Genomic DNA, 16,643 nt, shown 5'->3' with positions numbered 1-16,643 from the left:
TAGGTAAAGTAATTAAAAAAAGATGCAATAAAGTGCATCTTTTTTTAATTACCCTACATATAATGTCGCAGGAGGTGACAGAATGAAGAAAAAATCTTCTAAACAAAAAAGAAAATTCCCCCCTTTATATCTGCCCATGTACGGAATTAACAACTGGTGTAGTATTCGGGCTGCAGCGATAGAAGAACTGGAAGAACAAGAGTCATCAAAAAAAAGCAAAGTAAAACCAACATATGTCTCTTTAGAAAATGCTGTGATGAGCCGCATAATCGATCGCAGAAAAATAAAGATGCAACAAAAAAATAAACAGCTTTCAAATCAAGATGAACAGATACTACATTCTAACCAAACAGAAGAAAAGACGGAAGAAAATATTTCTGTAGCAATGAATAAAAAAGTGGAACCAGAAATTCCAGCTGCTATTATAAACAAAGTAAAAAAAATAAAAGAAGCATTAGCTTCATCAAATGATATACAAATTGAAAAACCACTCATAATTGAGACACCTACACCTGAAAATACAAAAGTTAAAAGGGGCGGCCGATATGCATATGCAGAGGGGCTTCACTCTCATGCGGAGGGCATGGCAGCACATGCGGAAGGCTTATTAACACACGCAAAAGGTTCTTTCTCTCATGCAGAAGGATCAAACTCAAAAGCAACTGGACATAGTTCACATAGTGAGGGAAGTGAAACGACAGCAGGCGGGGCTTATTCTCATGCGGAGGGTAAACAGACGATTGCTTTAGGCGAAGCAGCACACGCAGAAGGAACCGCAACTATCGCTAACGGATCCTCTTCTCATGCGGAAGGTCATCATACATCAACAGCTCATTTTGCAGGTAGCCATATTATGGGGCGCTTCGGCACTGCAGAAGAAGCTTATTCTTGGTTTATTGCAAATGGTGTAAGCGACACCGACCATAATATCGGGGCTAAATGGCTTGCTCATAATGGAGAAATGTACATTGAGGGCGCGTCTTACAATGCAAGCGGAACGGATTTTGCACAAATGTTTGAAACCGAAGGTCATAAACCTATTGATGTCGGTTATTTCGTTACATTTAGTAGCGAAGAAAAAATTCGGATAGCTACTTCACACGATTCGTTCATTTTAGGAATATCTAGTGCAACCCCTGCCCTTATAGGAAATAGCGGGGCTTTAAGTTGGCAAAAACGTTATAAAACAGATAACTTTGGAAAACGCCAATATGTATGGACGGAAGCCGAAGAAATACAACCTCTTTTAAATACAGAATGGGATCCAACTTGCAAATATGTAGCAAGAAAGGATCGCGCCGAGTGGCTTCCTGTCGGATTAATTGGACAAATGTTAGTACGTGATGACGGCACTTGCGAAGCACATGGATATTGTCGTCCAAATGACAATGGCATTGCTACAAAAGCCGAAAATGGATTTTTCGTTATAAAGCGTACGGGTGAAAATCAAATTTTAATATTATTCCGCTAAGAAAAAAGGGAACAAAATTCTTTATAATATAAGAATTTTGTTCCCTTTTTAAGTATGCCGCAACACTTCTTGCATATCGCTTGGAAGCTTTATAGTGAAAGACATCTCTTTCTCTAAAATAGGATGATAAAACGTCAAAGATTTACTATGAAGTGCTTGCCGTTTCATTTCATCCCTTCCCCCTCCATATAAGCTATCACCAAGTAACGGATGTCCTATATGAGCCATATGCACACGAATTTGATGCGTTCTTCCTGTCTCAAGCTCAAGCGCTACATGTGTCTTATGATATGTACTATCAATTACCTTAAAATGAGTAACTGCCCTTTGTCCATCCTCACAAACCGTTCGCTCAATAATGCTATCAGATTTTCGACCAATTGGTGCATCAATCATTCCTTCTCGTTCTACAATCTTTCCGTGAACAATTGCTTCATACGTTCGTTTCACAGCTTTTTGTTGATGCTGCTTCGATAAAAGATGATGCACGAAACGATTTTTTGCAATAAGCATAAGCCCCGAAGTATCACGATCTAAACGTGTTACGATGTGCACTGTACTTGCAAGGTGCTGCTTATCATAATGAGATAAAAGCGCATTGGCAACACTCCTTGTCGGATGTTCTCTAGACGGAATCGTTGACATGTTCGCCTCTTTATTAATGATAAGAACCGCGTCATCTTCATATACAATGCTTAAAGGGATATCTTCTGCCATCATCCCTTCACTTCTTTCCTCAACTGGAAAAAAGACACGTAATTCTTCACCAGCACGCAACTGATGACGAACACTCGCATGGTGACCATTTACTTCAATTGCCCCGCCGTGAAACTTTATATCCGTTAAAGCGGCTTTAGAAATACCTTTCGTTTTCAAAAATTCCCTAACTAAAGTTCCCTCTTCAGCCGGCCCTATATCCCATTTCAATGTAAATCTGTTCAAATATATAACCCTTTCTATTTATCTGCAACAAACGAGTCACGAACTCGTTTCCAGAACGGGAATGGACGGAAACGAACAAATCGTACTTTCTCGTTTGCAACGCGATACTGGATTGATTTCACATCTTGATGAACCATCGTTAAATGATCCACTGTGATTTGTAAGTTCATTCCTGCAGCTGGCTTTAACACACATGTATGATGCTTCGGCAATACAAGTGGCGATCCTACAGTACGAAATACACGATTGTTAATGGACGCCATTTCTGCAATTTGAATCGCTTCAATAGATGGGTGAATAATCGCTCCGCCAAGCGCTTTATTATACGCGGTACTTCCTGAAGGAGTAGAGATACAAAGGCCGTCTCCGCGGAATGTTTCAAAATATTCTCCGCGTATTTCTACTTCTGTTACTAATGTACCTTCTGCACTTTTTACAGTCGCCTCATTCATCGCTAAATACTGTGACTCTTTACTTCCATTCACATAGCGAATAATAACTTCTAAAAGCGGATATTCCACCACTTGGAATGGTGTTTTCGCAATTGCAATTACTAATTTCTCTACTTCTGTCGGTAACCAATCTGCATAGAAACCTAGATGTCCTGTATGTACACCAACAAATGCTGTTTCATCCAATCGATTATAATAACGATGAAACGCATATAAAAGCGTTCCATCTCCCCCAACAGAAATTACAATATCGGGTTCCTTTTCATCCATTATAAATCCAAAATCTAGCAAGTACTCTTTCATCGTGCTTGCCAGTGTATCTGATGATTGATCTCCCTTTGACATAATTGTAAATTTCATCGCCCAACACCCTTTAGTTTATGATTCAGAATCTTTCGTTTCTTGCTTTCTTGAAAAAGCCTTTTGCGCTTCTTGAATTTCAAGACGAATAGAAGACATTTCTTCATCTAATAAAAACGCCGCTTCAGCTGCACGTTGCAACCTTATTTTAATATCTTCAGGAAAACGTCCACTATATTTATAATTTAAAGAATGCTCAATTGTTGCCCAAAAGTTCATTGCTAGCGTGCGTATTTGGATTTCTACCAATACTTTTTGTTCACCCTGAATCGTTTGAACAGGATAACTAATGACAACATGATAAGAACGATAACCGCTATCTTTCTTTTGCGTAACATAATCACGTTCTTCCACGATTTCAAAGTCATTTCGTTTTCGAAGATATTCTACAACAGGCTTAATCTCATCAACAAATTGACACATCATTCTAAGCCCAGCAATATCCTGCATATCTTCTCTCAATCGGTCTAGCGGTACATTTCTCTTCTCCGCTTTATCAATAATACTTGCAACCGACTTTACCCTTCCTGTTACAAACTCAATTGGAGAATGCTCTGTTAACATTGCAAATTGAGTACGCATTCCTTTTAGTTTCACTTTCAGCTCTGCCACCGCTTGGTGGTAAGGTGCTAAAAATTCTTCCCAATTTCGATTCATTTCAACCACCACCAAAATCAATCCATTTGCTTATAGAAATACTTTTTCTACAGCAGTTACTAGTTCTTCTCCGTAATTTGCATTACCTTCAATATTTTCAACTAAATATTCTACTTCTTCTTTTAATCCTTCTAATTCCATTTCAATGTCATTCACGCGAACGAACATAACCACATCGTTATTCATCGCTTCATGCATTGCTTCCCAGCATGTGTGCGGAATACTTACATAAATGAAAGATGATTCATTTTCTAAGATATATAAAAATGATAAATTGTCTGAGTCTACAAGTACGTGATTACGCGCACTTAACTCCTTTACCTCTATTTCACTATTTTCCGCACAAAAAATAAGAGCATTCTCTCTCTTTTCTACGCTCTTAACTTGGATTTTATTTTGCATGCTCTAACTCCTCCATCTCAACTTCCTGTCTTACTTAACAGTATTATTGTATCATAACATGGACGCAAACAAATAAAACATTGAACCAAATTTATGAAAAAGCGATAATGTGTAAAGAATTATTTTTCAAAAGGAGATTATACAATGACACAAGAAATTGAAATTGAATTCAAAAATATCGTTACAAAAGAAGAATTCGATACATTATGTAAATCGTTTTCTATTGAAGCATTTACAAAACAAGTGAATCACTACTTTGAAACACCTGACTTCTCGTTAAAAGAAGCTGGCTCTGCACTTCGTATTCGTCATAAAGGAGAAACTTATACGTTAACGTTGAAACAACCTGCAGAAATCGGTTTATTAGAAACGCATCAAGTCGTAACAGAAGACGAAGCAAAAATGATGATGGAAACAAACACAATCATTCAAGGAGCAGTAGTAGATCAATTACACAAATTACAAATTCCTGTTTCTGCTTTAACATATATGGGTAGTTTAACAACAGAAAGAGCAGAAACATTATTTAAAGGCGGAACGCTTGTCTTTGATCATAGTTTCTATTACAATCACGATGATTATGAAATTGAATTTGAAGTGCAAGATGAAGAAACAGGAAAAGCTGCATTTATTGATTTATTAACGCAACATAACATACCTATTCGCCATACAAATAACAAAGTAAAACGCTTTTTCCTTGCCAAACAAAACAAAGCACGCTAAAGTGAAAATTCCACTAGTGAATATGTTTCACTAGTGGATACATCTCACTAAAAAAGGTTACACCCGTAGAATAAGCAAAGAGTCTTTGAGAAGGCTGTTTATTTGCCCTCTCGAACATTCCATTGCTACAATAGATATACATTTCATGGAAAAAGGAGTTTATAAAGGATGAGCAAGCAACCGATGACACCATTTGAAGCAATTGGCGGTGAACAATGCATTGCAATATTAGTAGATACATTTTATTCCTATGTCAGTAAACACCCTGACTTATCTCCCATCTTCCCGGAAGATTTAACAGAAACCGCTAGGAAGCAGAAGCAATTTTTAACACAATATTTAGGTGGTCCTAATTTGTACACTGAAGAACATGGTCATCCTATGTTAAGAGCGCGCCATCTCCCGTTTGAGATTACCCCGAAACGAGCAGAGGCTTGGCTATCATGTATGGAGCAAGCAATGGATGATACTGGAGTGCATGGTCATATAAGAGAGTTTGTTTTTGAACGTTTAGCATTAACCGCTCAGCATATGGTTAATACTCCAAACGAAACAGGTGAAGTGTAATGGATAAGCAGGAAGCAAAGCATATAAATATGCCATCTCCTTCCGCATGTGAGCATAAGTCTGTAGAAGCATATTTATTTATTGATCCACTTTGTAAAGATTGCTGGGAAATTGAGCCTTTTATTATTAAACTATGGCTTGAATACGGGAAATACTTCTCTATTCGTCATATCGTAACAGGAAAAGTGGATGGAACGAACGCTTCCTCACACAAATGGAATAAACCTGCTAATATTCGATTTGTGTGGGAAAAGACAACCAGTTTACAAGGTTTTTCATGTGATGGAAAGGTACATATGCAAGAAGCATCGTCAACACCATATTTAGTTTCGATGGCAATTAAGGCAGCGGAGTTGCAAGGCCGAAAAGCAGGTTCGAAGTTTTTGCGAAAACTCCAAGAATACATTTTCCTTGAAAATGTATCAAACCCTGACTGCGAACTATTACTTGCATGTGCGAGAGATAGCAATATTGATGTAGAAGAATTTAAAAAAGATCTACATTCTGCTAGTGCAAAAAAAGCTTTCCAATGTGACTTGAAATTCACGAATGAAATGCATATTACAGAAATACCTTCCCTCGTCTTTTTTCATGCGAACTCAGATGAAGAAGGTATTAAAATCGCTGGAAATTATTCCTACGATGTATACGTACAATTATTGAAAGAACTTGTAAAATGTGAAATTGAGCCAGAACCATTACCACCTTTAGAAGTGCTACTAGAAGCAACACAATTTATATCTTCAAAAGAAGTAGCATTTATTTATGACTGTCCGCAACAAGAAATTGAACGCGAACTAAAAAAATTACAACTGAAACGAAAAGTACAAATGATAGAAGTAAAATGCGAACGTTATTGGAAATGGATAGCAAAAGAAAAAGACCTGGTGTAAACACCAGGTCTTCTTCTTTACGGCTTATAAAAATATTAAAGGGGATGGGAGAAATTTTCACGTTCAAACAAAGGGGTATATGTTTGTATGTGAATTCGTTCACGCTTATTATATTACAAGATTCGACGTCAGATGACAACCCCTTTTGTCGAATTTCACACTTTTGTCACATTCTAAACGTTTTCATTTTTGAATAAGCTATAAAAAAGGTCATTTAGGGGGTTTATTTATGAAAAAATCTTATATTGCTCTTCTCTTTCTAGCTGTCATCGTTTCTTTTTTCTTGTACATCCTCTCTCTACTACAAGCTTTTCCTAAAATTATTGCCTTACCTCTTTTATTCGGAATCATCGTTATCACACTCTCTTATTTCAATTATAAAAAACGATTCAAAGGGTTTTAATTTCAAAAATCAGCCGTAAAGCTATCCTTTCAGTTAGAAAAAACAAAGAAATCCACCTTTCTCTTCAACAAATATCGACATTAAATCTATTCAACAAAAAAGACGAGGATACAATCCCTCGTCTTTTTTCATTACTTTTCTTCAAATAATAATGCTTCTAATTCATTTAATTTCTCTTCAAATACTTGTAGCGCCTCTTTTACTGGTTCAGGAGATGCCATATCTACTCCTGCTTTTTTCAGCACTTCAATTGGATAATCAGAGCTTCCTGCTTTTAAGAACTCGTTAATATAACGTTCTACTGCTGGTTGTCCTTCTTCTAAAATCTGTTTAGATAGAGCTGTCGCTGCACTAAATCCTGTTGCGTATTGATATACGTAATAGTTGTAGTAGAAGTGTGGAATACGAGACCATTCTAAACCAATCTCTTCGTCGATTACTAAAGCGTCACCGAAATATTTCTTATTTAAATCGTAGTAAATTTCCGTTAGCATGTCTGGCGTAACAGCATGTCCTTCTTGTACTTTCTTATGAATAATATGTTCAAACTCTGCAAACATCGTTTGACGGAATACAGTACCACGGAACCCTTCTAAATAATGATTTAATAAATATAGACGCTCTTTCTTATCTTCTGTCGTTTTTAATAAATAATCATTTAGAAGCGCTTCATTACAAGTAGATGCCACTTCTGCTACGAAGATGGAATAATCACCATATACGTGCGGTTGTGTTTTTCTTGTATAGTAACTATGCACCGAATGACCAAACTCATGAGCAAGTGTAAATAAATTATTTACATTATCATGCCAGTTCATTAAAATATACGGATTTGTTCCATATGCACCAGATGAATATGCACCGCTTCGTTTTCCTTTATTCTCATACACATCTACCCAGCGATTTTCATATGCCTCTTTCAAAATATCAACATATTCATCACCAAGTACGTTTAAAGATTTTAATAAAAGGTCTTGCGCTTCTTCGTATTTCACATTCATTTTCACTTCTGATACAAGTGGTGTATATAAATCATACATATGAAGCTCATCAAGTCCTAGTGCACGCTTACGAATATCGATGTAACGGTGTAATAAATGTAAGTTGTCATTTACTGTTTCAACGAGTTGATCGTATACTGCTTCCGGAATATTATTATTGCTCAGTGCAGCTTGGCGAGCAGAATCATATTTACGAACACGCGCATTGAAATTATTACGTTTTACTGCTCCGCTTAACGTACTCGCGAATGTGTTTTTAAATTTTCCGTACGTTTCATATACAGCTTTAAATGCATCTTTGCGAACACGAGGATCATCACTTTCTAAAAACTGAATGTAACGGCCATGTGTAATTTCTATTTCTTCTCCGTCTTCCCCTTTAATAGATGGGAATTTTAAATCCGCGTTATTCAACATACCGAATGTATTGCTTGATGAACTCATTACTTCAGATGCTTCCGCTAATAAAGCTTCCTCAGCTTCTGATAATACGTGCGGGCGTTGACGTGTAATTTCTTCTAATGCATGTTCATATACACTTAAATCTCTATTTTCCTTCAAGAATGTTTGCAGTGTATCTTCTGAAATCGATAAAATTTCAGGCACAATATACGCTGTGCTGCTAGATACTTGTGAATATAAATTTGTTGCGCGATCATTTAATGCTTGATATACAGAGTTTGTTGTATCTTGATCGTAACGCATATGAGCATATGTATATAACTTACCTAATCGCATTGAAATTTCATCTTCATATTGCAACGCCTCAAGTAAATTGTCCGCAGAGTCACCAAGTTTCCCTTTAAATTCAGTTAACTTCGGCAATAGCTCTTTAATAGCTTGGAATTCTTTTTCCCATTCTGCATCCGTTTGGAAAATATCTTCTAATCGCCACGTACTTGCTTCTTCAATCTCGTTGCGATCTGGTAATGCTTTCGCTTTGTTTTGTTCAGACATTCTTTAAGCCCTCCTTTAAATATCTCTACTTAAGTACAATTCGTTTTTTTCTTATGTAATTCCTTCACAATCATTCTTTATTATATCCCCTTTTCCTCCTCTCATGTTAAAATTCACCTCAAATAAAGATAGCGCATGTATTAAGCAAATCTCATCATGTTTCATAATTTCCTCCTCTGTTTTTAACATCACGATATCCCTTATTTTCCGGTATGTATAAGTTCCCACTTTACGCAAAACACCTATATAGCATAAAAATGTCATATATTCAGTAACTGCCACTTTCCATATGTGCTTTGAAAAGTACGGAAGTATCCGCCTTTTCGTATACCTTTTTACATAACTACACACGTATTGAAGAGAAATACACTCTCCTACTGCAAGCTCCCCTACACACTTCATATATAGGAAAGCTTGCCATATAAATGGGTTTGTTTGTAAAGCAAATGCAGAAGGGAGTGGAACACCAATTTCAGAAGGAAAGCTTGCTGGGGTACATTTAAATTGATATAAGAGGCGTAATAATGACTTATAATTATAATTCCAAATCGGCAGGGCATTTTTGCGGAAGTAGTTCTTTCTCTTCTTCCACTCTTCACCCAATCTTTCTTTCCCGAAAGGCACGGGAGAAAAAAGAATTTCAAAAGTAGTCGTATCAGTTGGTAAATATATAGTATGTGAGAAAAAGACATTTGTAGAAAAGGGAGTGACAAATGCACATTTCATAAATGATTTTTGTTTCGGACAGAAGAAAATAAGAAGTGGCTGAGGATAAGATTGTAAGGAGAAAGCCATAAGTGAGGAAAATTTCATCCAATATGCAGATTGCCTTTTTAATTGATTTCCACCAACGATCCAAATGACCTGTATACCAGCTTGCCAATACGAATATGTTCTTTTGTACAGCTGCTCTATAGCGAGGTTTGCACATTGGTATTCAATTGCAATTTTTCTGCCCGCCCTCTCTACAAAAACATCTGGTCGTTGCTTAATTTCTGGAAGGTAGTACTCTATATCCACCTGAAAGTTTTGACGCTTAAACCATCTATATAACAATTCTTTACCATGCATATGATACGTTGATTCCGCTTCATAAAAGGCAAGACATGAATTCACTTTTTTATGAGCAAAATGCCAACTTTTTTGTTTCCCTAATTTCATTTGCACTTCCTTTCCACAAGCTACACAAAAGAATCGTTCTTGTTGACGCATACGGCGCAAAAGCTCTTCATTACAATTATAGAGTAAATGAATTTTTTCTCCGTTTTCTCTTTTAGCGATAAATATCGTAATCACACCCTTTCAGCTCCTTATATTCTACAATTTGTTACAAATTCCTTTTAAAAAAAGAGATGTCCCAATTTCGGACATCTCTTTTTATAATAAAGGTGATAATAAGCGGTACGTTGATTCAACAATTCGTCTATGAAGACGTCTTTTATGAAAATGATCAACATGAATTTCACTTGATTCTTCTAAATCATCTTTAAAGTCTTGAACAAGTCTTCTAATGCTCTCTGTATCATATAAAAAGGCATTTACTTCAAAATTCAAATGAAAACTTCTCATATCCATATTAGCTGTCCCAATTGAAGCTAAATCAGAATCGACGATGACAACTTTACTATGAAGAAAACCTTTTTCATATTCATATATCTTTACTCCTGCGTCTAAAAGTTCTGGGAAGTACGATCTCGATGCATAAAAGACAGTCCGCTTATCCGGTTTACTCGGCATTAATAAACGAACATCAATACCAGCAAGTGCAGCAACCTTTAATGCGGATAAAATATCATCATCCGGAATAAAATACGGCGTTGCAATCCAAATAGATTTTCGAGCAGAAGCGATCATTGCAAAATATAAATGCTTAATCGTTTCCCACTTATTATCGGGGCCACCTGCAACTAGCTGCACTCCTCCCCAATGATCACCCTCAACTGCTTTTGCTTGTAAATATTCAGGGGCTAGCACAGCCTCCCCAGTCATATAAAACCAATCTTGAAGGAAAATAAGCTGTAAACTTTGTACAGCTTCACCACGCAAATATAAATGTGTGTCTCGCCAAAAGCCAAAATATTTATTTTTCCCTAAATACTCATCACCGATATTTAAACCGCCTACAAACCCTTCGTTCCCATCAATCACAACAATTTTCCTATGATTTCGATAATTAATTTTATCGTTTAAAATCGGAAAGCGCACAGGAAAGAATGGAATCATTTCTACACCTGCATCGTTTAATTCTTCAATATACGATTTCGATAACTTAAAACTTCCAACCGCATCATATAAAAAGCGAACAACAACGCCTTCTTTCGATTTTTGTATTAAAATATCTTTAATTTCTGTTCCTAACTTATCATCACGCACAATGTAATATTCCATATGAATGTGATGTTTCGCTCGTTTTAACCCATTTAAAATAGCCCGAAACGTTTCATCTCCATTTGTTAATGTCCTCGTTTCAGTTTGAAATGAAATATTTAAAGCACCTAATCGATCCGCTAAACGAAATAACAGTTCTTGATGCTTATGATTGCGTAAAATTCGTTCTTCGTAATCTTCATGCCCTTTATATTGTAAAAACGCCTGTTCATCAAGTAACGCCTTCTTTTGGAACATTCTTTTTCTCCGAAAATTTTGTCCAAATAATAAATAAGCAAAGAAGCCAAATACCGGAAAAATTCCTAAAACAATTAACCATGTAAGTGTTTTAGATGGATGTCGATTTTCTAAGAAAATAACGCAACCAATTAAAAACGCAGATACTGTAAATAAAATACTGATAATACCTAAAATCGAAACATCTTTTATCCCAATCACATCTGAATAAAATGCTACATCAATAAACATACGTAACGAAACAAATAATGCGAACAATAGCAGTATAAAGAAAATCAGCTTTAACGTATTTTTCATCTCTTACCTCCTAACTAAGAAAGCTTTCCTATTCTTCATATAAAAAGCCGATTTCATACTACAGAAATCGGCCTACGTTTTAGCAGGAAAATTATTGCGAATCGTTTCAAGAGCATGCTCTTTCACAATTTGTTTTCCATACTCACTTACACGATGAATTGTTAAAGTTGATTCTTCCCCATATTCTAAAATAATACTTAAAATACGATCGATTTCTTCTTCATCATGTAGCACTTCATCGAATTCCACATATACATAATAGCGGTTCTCAAATGAATACAGCTCATCTTTTATATCTTCAAAGATAAGACGATGACTTAATGAGATGACATCTTCAAAATCATTAAACTTAATTAAAAAGCCAAACGTACCATCTTCATTAAAGTTTGTTCCTGTTTGTTCTTCTACCTCTTCAACTAATTCTTGTTGGAATAATGATTCGATGCCTTCATCTAGAGGAATATCTATAATTTTGTCTACCCCTATCGGTAGTTCCAGCTTTTGCCCGTCTTTTGAAAGCTCTGCTTTCGTGACAAGTACTTCAATCCCTTTATCGACTGCTTGCACTTGAATCCATAACGGTCCATCAATAAAGAAATCGTCATGATCACGAGCTTCGTCCATCATCTCCCAAAAGAGCTCTTCACTTCGTTCGCGATCATACCAAATCTCTTCACGATTAAATCCTCTATCCTCTATATCAATGTACGTAATAAAAAATTTCATCGTATGATCATTAATTCTTTCAATATCCAAAATACAACTCTCCCTTCCTGCTTAGAATTGTTATGAAGGGATTCCCCACTCATATGACAAATCAATAGATTCTTGTACTCTCATTTTATGATAAGATTCTCCAGAATGGAAATAAAATCGATTTATTTTACAAAAATAGTTATATGCCTATCTTTACTCGATCAACTACGTAAATATATTATTATAGCGATTTCTTACTTACAAAAAATTTGGACATACATTTCCACATTCCCCCGTACACTGTAATAAAGTGAAACTTCTATTAGAAGAGATTATTTAACAACAACTTTCTTCATCACATACATATAGTTCGCTTATTAAAACATCATAAATGGAGGCAGACGAATGGACTTAGAGTTTTTAACATCCGTACTAATGATTGTCGGTATCGATGTTGTATTAGGTGGTGACAATGCAATCGTCATCGCACTAGCTAGCCGAAATTTACCTGAATCGAAACGAAATAAGGCTATTTTGATCGGTACTCTTTTAGCGATTGTACTAAGAATTGTCCTTACTATACTAGCTGTCTATTTACTCGACATTCCATTTCTACAATTGATTGGCGGGGTTTTACTTACATTAATTGCAGTCAATTTATTAACCGATAATAGCAACGATCTTTCTTCTATTCAAGGAAAAACAACTTTATTTCAAGCTGTGCGGACAATTGTTTTCGCGGATCTCGTTATGGGGTTTGATAATGTTATTGCCATTGCAGGTGCAGCTCACGGGAGATTTTTACTCGTCATAATCGGCTTACTCATTTCTATCCCGATTATTATTTGGGGCAGCAAACTTATTTTAATACTTATGGAGCGATTTCCATTCCTCATTTATTGCGGTGCAGCAATTCTTGCCTATACTGCAGGAAAAATGGTTACACATGAAGACAGACTTGCAACCTTTTTTCATAACAATCCAAGTTTCACTGCAAGCATTCCTTATTTGTTCATTTTCACTATTTTATGCATCGGCTTTATTGTACAACAAGTTCGATTACGCAATGTGAAACATTAAAAAAAACCTTCTACTATATAATAGGTAGAAGGTTTTCATATTATTATAATTAATTTACAAGACGTTGTGCTTCACGTAATTGGAACGTTCTTACTGTACGTGGTAAGAAACGACGAATTTCGTCTTCGTTGTAACCAACTTGAAGGCGTTTCTCGTCAATCATAATTGGACGACGTAAAATCCCTGGATAGTCACGAATCATCTTATATAAATCTTGAAGTGGTAAAGACTCTAAGTTTACATTCAATTCTTGGAAAACTTTCGAACGAGTAGAAATAATCTCATCCGTTCCGCTTTCTGTCATACGTAAAATCTCTTTAATTTCCTCAATCGTTAATGGATCTGAGAAAATATTACGTTCTGTATAGGGAATATGATTTTCCTCTAGCCATAATTTCGCCTTTCTACAAGACGTACAGCTTGGAGAACTATATAATGTTACCATACAAAGCTCACTCTCCTTAAAGAGTACAAATTCTGTACTAAATACAGTTTTAATTTCTAACTTCAGCAATTTTTCGTGATAACTTGTCTTATTGAAAAGTACAAAAATCACATTTCATGTAAGCAACAACTTATAATAAACAACAATTACTTTTAATAAGTAACTTCTATAATCATTATACAATAGATTTTGCAAGAAATATACAGTAAATTTCCTGCTAGTTGAGAAAACTCTCCCGTGTATTTCACTGCTATGTAACATGATTACGCTCATTTCAGCTGTACTTTAACAATAACTTTCAACCCTTTTACTACTCACTTCCCATAGATTTTTCATATAATATAGTTATTTATCTATAATCTTCCCTATGAAAAAGAGAACGTTTTCTTACTTTTTCTTGATAAATCAATTAAGAAATGTAAGACTATACAAATGAGAATAAAAAGGAACATTTGTTCTTATTTTAACAAATATCCTCCCTCCTGTCTACATGATTTCTAAAGTAAATTAAATATTTTTCTGACATTTCTTTCTTTTTCATTTTTTATCTCATACAATAAACATACAGACAGGCAAAGGGGGAGTTTTCAAATGATTGCTTTTTTTATTGATTTTATTACGGTTGCTGCCCTCATCATCGGAATAACAGCATTGATTGGTGTCATTACAAATAGCATCGGCGAAAAGCTCTTTGGTGGAAAAGAAAAAATGAAGTTTGTTAACAAAAGTTTGGATGTACAATCTGGCTGGAACCAAGTTGGCGGAAAAGGCATTTATAAGAAACGAACGTATTAAAAAAAGCAGGTGATCACCTGCTTTTTTTCTTATTTCTCTACTGAAGCCCATTTAAAGCTTAAATCGCCGCCATATTTATGGTTATACATATTTTTAATTGAATCTCTTTGTAAATATGCTCTACCACGTTGATATACTGGAACGATCGCAGCATCATCAAGTAACATTTTTTCTGCTTCTAATAAGTTCTTCCAACGAGCATTTACATCGCTTCCATCTTTTTTCGCCTTCATAATGATTTCATCGTATTTTGGATTAGAGTACTTCATCTTATTTTGTGACCCATCTGTTACAAACATATCAAGATATGTAATTGGATCTGGGAAGTCCGCACTCCATCCAGAGAATGACATGACATAATCGCCCGCATCTTCTAATTTTAGTTTTTGTGCGAATGGTTGTTGTTTAATTTTCACTGTTAAACCTGGTAAATTCTTTTCTAATTCACCTTTTAAATATTCACCAGTTTTCTTTGATAACTCTACATCTTCATTTAATAATTCTAATTCGATTTCATTTTTACCAAGTTCTTTTTTACCAGCTTCCCAATATTTCTTCGCTTCTTTCACGTTTGGTTTTACAATATCCCCGTTTACAGCACGGAAATCTTTTTTATCTGGTCCTTTAATGAAGTTATCAGGAATTAATCCTGTCGCTGGCTTAGAACCGTTATTTAATAATGTATCCACGAATGGCTTACGGTCAAAAGCAAGTGAAATTGCTTTACGAATATTTTTATTTGCTAAAGCTGGATCTTTTTGATTTAAACGAAGGAAGAATACAGATGTATCTTCTACTGTTTGGAAATCTGGTTTTCCTTTATATTTATCAATAAACTCCGCTAATAACGACGCTCGATCAATTGCATTTGTTTCATATAAGTTAATTGGCGTAGATGTATCTTTTACAATATTAAAGTTTACTTCTTCAATCTTTACTTCTTTATTGTCCCAATATGACGCGCTCTTTGTCATTTTAAAGCTACGTTCATGTTGCCAATCACTTAGTGTAAATGGCCCGTTATAAAGCGTTGTATTCGCTTCTAAACCAAACTTCGTACCTTGCTCTTTCACAAACTTTTCATTCGCAGGATAGAAGATTGGATATACCATTAAATCTACAAGGTATGGAATTGAATTATCTAATTCCACTTCTAATGTATAATCATCAATCGCCTTTACCCCTAATTGATCCGGACTCATCTCTTTTTTATTAATTTTCTCTGCATTTTTTATATCATACATAATGTACGCTGATTTCGCAGCTGTATCTGGGTTAATCGCTCTTTGCCATGCATATACGAAATCTTTTGCCGTCACAGGCTCACCATTTGACCATTTTGCGTCTTCACGTAATTTAAATGTATATTTTTTACCATCTTCTGATTTTTTGAATTCCTTCGCTACACCAGGAACTAGCTTATCATCTTTTCCTAAACTGTATAAGCCTTCCATCGTATTAGTCATTACTCTTGAAGAAACTGCATCAGCTGATAACGCTGGATCCATCGTTGGAATTTCTTGTGTTTCAATTAAGTTAATAACTTGCTTCGCGCCGCTTTTTCCGCTATCCCCTTTAGCGTTTGCTTGCGATTCATCTTTTTGATAGCTACATGCCCCTAACATCATGCTCATCGCTACTGTTGATGCTACAAAAACTGGTATCTTTTTTTTCATACTTCCACCCTCCAAAAAAATGTTAACCCTTTCATTTTCAAACAAAAAGAAATATATATATGTTCTAATAATTCATATTATACACACAAATATATTTTTTGTATATTTATATTTCTATTTCATTAAAATTTTCCGTTAAAAAATATACCTTTGTAAACGTTTCATATTGCTGATTATTCTTACTAAAGTGTTAAAAATAAC

The 16,643-nt window shown here is 35.3% G+C and carries 17 protein-coding genes; 7 read left to right on the top strand and 10 right to left on the bottom strand.

Features of this window, described 5'->3' with window-relative positions:
• Positions 1 to 82 precede the first annotated feature (82 nt).
• Complete coding sequence (locus tag ACTFRY_RS10480) at positions 83 to 1,471, top strand: peptidase G2 autoproteolytic cleavage domain-containing protein (protein WP_044795511.1); 1,389 nt, start codon at positions 83 to 85, stop codon at positions 1,469 to 1,471.
• Between the two features lie 48 nt (positions 1,472 to 1,519).
• On the opposite strand, the gene ACTFRY_RS10475 is transcribed toward ACTFRY_RS10480, so the two are convergent.
• From ACTFRY_RS10475 to ACTFRY_RS10460, 4 genes are read right to left on the bottom strand one after another with little or no spacing between them, the layout of a single operon-like run.
• On the bottom strand, positions 1,520 to 2,413 hold the full coding sequence (locus tag ACTFRY_RS10475; RefSeq protein ID WP_098616866.1) for an RluA family pseudouridine synthase: 894 nt from the start codon (positions 2,411 to 2,413) through the stop codon (positions 1,520 to 1,522).
• Positions 2,414 to 2,427: 14 nt separating this feature from the next.
• On the bottom strand, positions 2,428 to 3,225 hold the full coding sequence (locus ACTFRY_RS10470; RefSeq protein WP_000673190.1) for an NAD kinase: 798 nt from the start codon (positions 3,223 to 3,225) through the stop codon (positions 2,428 to 2,430).
• An 18-nt stretch (positions 3,226 to 3,243) separates the two neighbouring features.
• Complete coding sequence (locus ACTFRY_RS10465) at positions 3,244 to 3,882, bottom strand: GTP pyrophosphokinase (RefSeq protein WP_001081482.1); 639 nt, start codon at positions 3,880 to 3,882, stop codon at positions 3,244 to 3,246.
• 30 nt (positions 3,883 to 3,912) lie between these two features.
• A complete protein-coding gene (locus tag ACTFRY_RS10460) occupies positions 3,913 to 4,284 on the bottom strand; it encodes a hypothetical protein (RefSeq protein WP_001180003.1) in 372 nt (123 codons plus the stop codon).
• A 144-nt stretch (positions 4,285 to 4,428) separates the two neighbouring features.
• Between ACTFRY_RS10460 and ACTFRY_RS10455 the strand changes: the two genes are divergently transcribed.
• The 4 genes from ACTFRY_RS10455 to ACTFRY_RS10440 all read left to right on the top strand — a co-directional run bounded on the left by ACTFRY_RS10455 (position 4,429) and on the right by ACTFRY_RS10440 (position 6,870).
• Positions 4,429 to 5,007 (top strand): CYTH domain-containing protein, encoded by a 579-nt coding sequence (locus ACTFRY_RS10455; protein WP_061664359.1) that lies wholly within the window; start codon positions 4,429 to 4,431, stop codon positions 5,005 to 5,007.
• Positions 5,008 to 5,175: 168 nt separating this feature from the next.
• Positions 5,176 to 5,574, top strand: a complete 399-nt coding sequence (locus ACTFRY_RS10450; protein ID WP_000043386.1) for a globin domain-containing protein — start codon at positions 5,176 to 5,178, stop codon at positions 5,572 to 5,574.
• Complete coding sequence (locus tag ACTFRY_RS10445) at positions 5,574 to 6,467, top strand: ClpXP adapter SpxH family protein (protein WP_000360656.1); 894 nt, start codon at positions 5,574 to 5,576, stop codon at positions 6,465 to 6,467. Before ACTFRY_RS10450 ends, ACTFRY_RS10445 begins: the two co-directional genes overlap by 1 nt.
• Positions 6,468 to 6,696: 229 nt before the next feature.
• A complete protein-coding gene (locus ACTFRY_RS10440; RefSeq protein ID WP_000750355.1) occupies positions 6,697 to 6,870 on the top strand; it encodes a hypothetical protein in 174 nt (57 codons plus the stop codon).
• Between the two features lie 131 nt (positions 6,871 to 7,001).
• On the opposite strand, the gene pepF is transcribed toward ACTFRY_RS10440, so the two are convergent.
• The 4 genes from pepF to mecA form a co-directional block, all read right to left on the bottom strand.
• Positions 7,002 to 8,828 carry an oligoendopeptidase F gene (pepF, locus tag ACTFRY_RS10435; protein ID WP_098616867.1) on the bottom strand — a complete coding sequence of 609 codons (1,827 nt, stop codon included), beginning with the start codon at positions 8,826 to 8,828 and terminating at the stop codon, positions 7,002 to 7,004.
• A gap of 51 nt (positions 8,829 to 8,879) precedes the next feature.
• The gene (locus ACTFRY_RS10430) at positions 8,880 to 10,124 is read right to left on the bottom strand and encodes a competence protein CoiA (RefSeq protein ID WP_000628326.1); all 1,245 of its coding nucleotides are present in this window, start codon (positions 10,122 to 10,124) and stop codon (positions 8,880 to 8,882) included.
• 81 nt (positions 10,125 to 10,205) lie between these two features.
• On the bottom strand, positions 10,206 to 11,750 hold the full coding sequence (locus ACTFRY_RS10425; RefSeq protein ID WP_000799195.1) for a cardiolipin synthase: 1,545 nt from the start codon (positions 11,748 to 11,750) through the stop codon (positions 10,206 to 10,208).
• A gap of 72 nt (positions 11,751 to 11,822) precedes the next feature.
• The gene (mecA, locus tag ACTFRY_RS10420) at positions 11,823 to 12,506 is read right to left on the bottom strand and encodes an adaptor protein MecA (protein WP_000350716.1); all 684 of its coding nucleotides are present in this window, start codon (positions 12,504 to 12,506) and stop codon (positions 11,823 to 11,825) included.
• Between the two features lie 345 nt (positions 12,507 to 12,851).
• Here mecA and ACTFRY_RS10415 point away from each other — a divergent pair, with 345 nt between their 5' ends.
• Positions 12,852 to 13,526, top strand: a complete 675-nt coding sequence (locus ACTFRY_RS10415; protein ID WP_000362615.1) for a TerC family protein — start codon at positions 12,852 to 12,854, stop codon at positions 13,524 to 13,526.
• Between the two features lie 49 nt (positions 13,527 to 13,575).
• On the opposite strand, the gene spx is transcribed toward ACTFRY_RS10415, so the two are convergent.
• Positions 13,576 to 13,971, bottom strand: a complete 396-nt coding sequence (gene spx, locus ACTFRY_RS10410; protein WP_000258267.1) for a transcriptional regulator Spx — start codon at positions 13,969 to 13,971, stop codon at positions 13,576 to 13,578.
• Positions 13,972 to 14,562: 591 nt separating this feature from the next.
• Between spx and ACTFRY_RS10405 the strand changes: the two genes are divergently transcribed.
• Positions 14,563 to 14,766: a hypothetical protein gene (locus ACTFRY_RS10405; RefSeq protein ID WP_000559971.1), complete on the top strand. Its 204-nt coding sequence runs from the start codon at positions 14,563 to 14,565 to the stop codon at positions 14,764 to 14,766.
• 29 nt (positions 14,767 to 14,795) lie between these two features.
• On the opposite strand, the gene ACTFRY_RS10400 is transcribed toward ACTFRY_RS10405, so the two are convergent.
• Positions 14,796 to 16,442: a peptide ABC transporter substrate-binding protein gene (locus ACTFRY_RS10400; protein WP_000727249.1), complete on the bottom strand. Its 1,647-nt coding sequence runs from the start codon at positions 16,440 to 16,442 to the stop codon at positions 14,796 to 14,798.
• Positions 16,443 to 16,643: the final 201 nt, after the last annotated feature.

Source organism: Bacillus cereus group sp. MYBK195-1 (assembly GCF_051916605.1).
GTDB classification, from domain to species: Bacteria; Bacillota; Bacilli; order Bacillales; family Bacillaceae_G; genus Bacillus_A; species Bacillus_A cereus.
This window is presented reverse-complemented; position numbering and strand designations above follow the sequence as displayed.

What these genes read in the sequence shown, in the direction of transcription:
- ACTFRY_RS10480 (WP_044795511.1), top strand. Translation starts at nt 83, where the DNA reads ATGAAGAAAAAATCTTCTAAACAAAAAAGAAAATTCCCCCCTTTATAT.
- ACTFRY_RS10470 (WP_000673190.1), bottom strand. Translation starts at nt 3,225, where the DNA reads ATGAAATTTACAATTATGTCAAAGGGAGATCAATCATCAGATACACTG.
- ACTFRY_RS10465 (WP_001081482.1), bottom strand. Translation starts at nt 3,882, where the DNA reads ATGAATCGAAATTGGGAAGAATTTTTAGCACCTTACCACCAAGCGGTG.
- ACTFRY_RS10460 (WP_001180003.1), bottom strand. Translation starts at nt 4,284, where the DNA reads ATGCAAAATAAAATCCAAGTTAAGAGCGTAGAAAAGAGAGAGAATGCT.
- ACTFRY_RS10455 (WP_061664359.1), top strand. Translation starts at nt 4,429, where the DNA reads ATGACACAAGAAATTGAAATTGAATTCAAAAATATCGTTACAAAAGAA.
- ACTFRY_RS10450 (WP_000043386.1), top strand. Translation starts at nt 5,176, where the DNA reads ATGAGCAAGCAACCGATGACACCATTTGAAGCAATTGGCGGTGAACAA.
- ACTFRY_RS10445 (WP_000360656.1), top strand. Translation starts at nt 5,574, where the DNA reads ATGGATAAGCAGGAAGCAAAGCATATAAATATGCCATCTCCTTCCGCA.
- ACTFRY_RS10440 (WP_000750355.1), top strand. Translation starts at nt 6,697, where the DNA reads ATGAAAAAATCTTATATTGCTCTTCTCTTTCTAGCTGTCATCGTTTCT.
- pepF (WP_098616867.1), bottom strand. Translation starts at nt 8,828, where the DNA reads ATGTCTGAACAAAACAAAGCGAAAGCATTACCAGATCGCAACGAGATT.
- ACTFRY_RS10425 (WP_000799195.1), bottom strand. Translation starts at nt 11,750, where the DNA reads ATGAAAAATACGTTAAAGCTGATTTTCTTTATACTGCTATTGTTCGCA.
- ACTFRY_RS10415 (WP_000362615.1), top strand. Translation starts at nt 12,852, where the DNA reads ATGGACTTAGAGTTTTTAACATCCGTACTAATGATTGTCGGTATCGAT.
- spx (WP_000258267.1), bottom strand. Translation starts at nt 13,971, where the DNA reads ATGGTAACATTATATAGTTCTCCAAGCTGTACGTCTTGTAGAAAGGCG.
- ACTFRY_RS10405 (WP_000559971.1), top strand. Translation starts at nt 14,563, where the DNA reads ATGATTGCTTTTTTTATTGATTTTATTACGGTTGCTGCCCTCATCATC.
- ACTFRY_RS10400 (WP_000727249.1), bottom strand. Translation starts at nt 16,442, where the DNA reads ATGAAAAAAAAGATACCAGTTTTTGTAGCATCAACAGTAGCGATGAGC.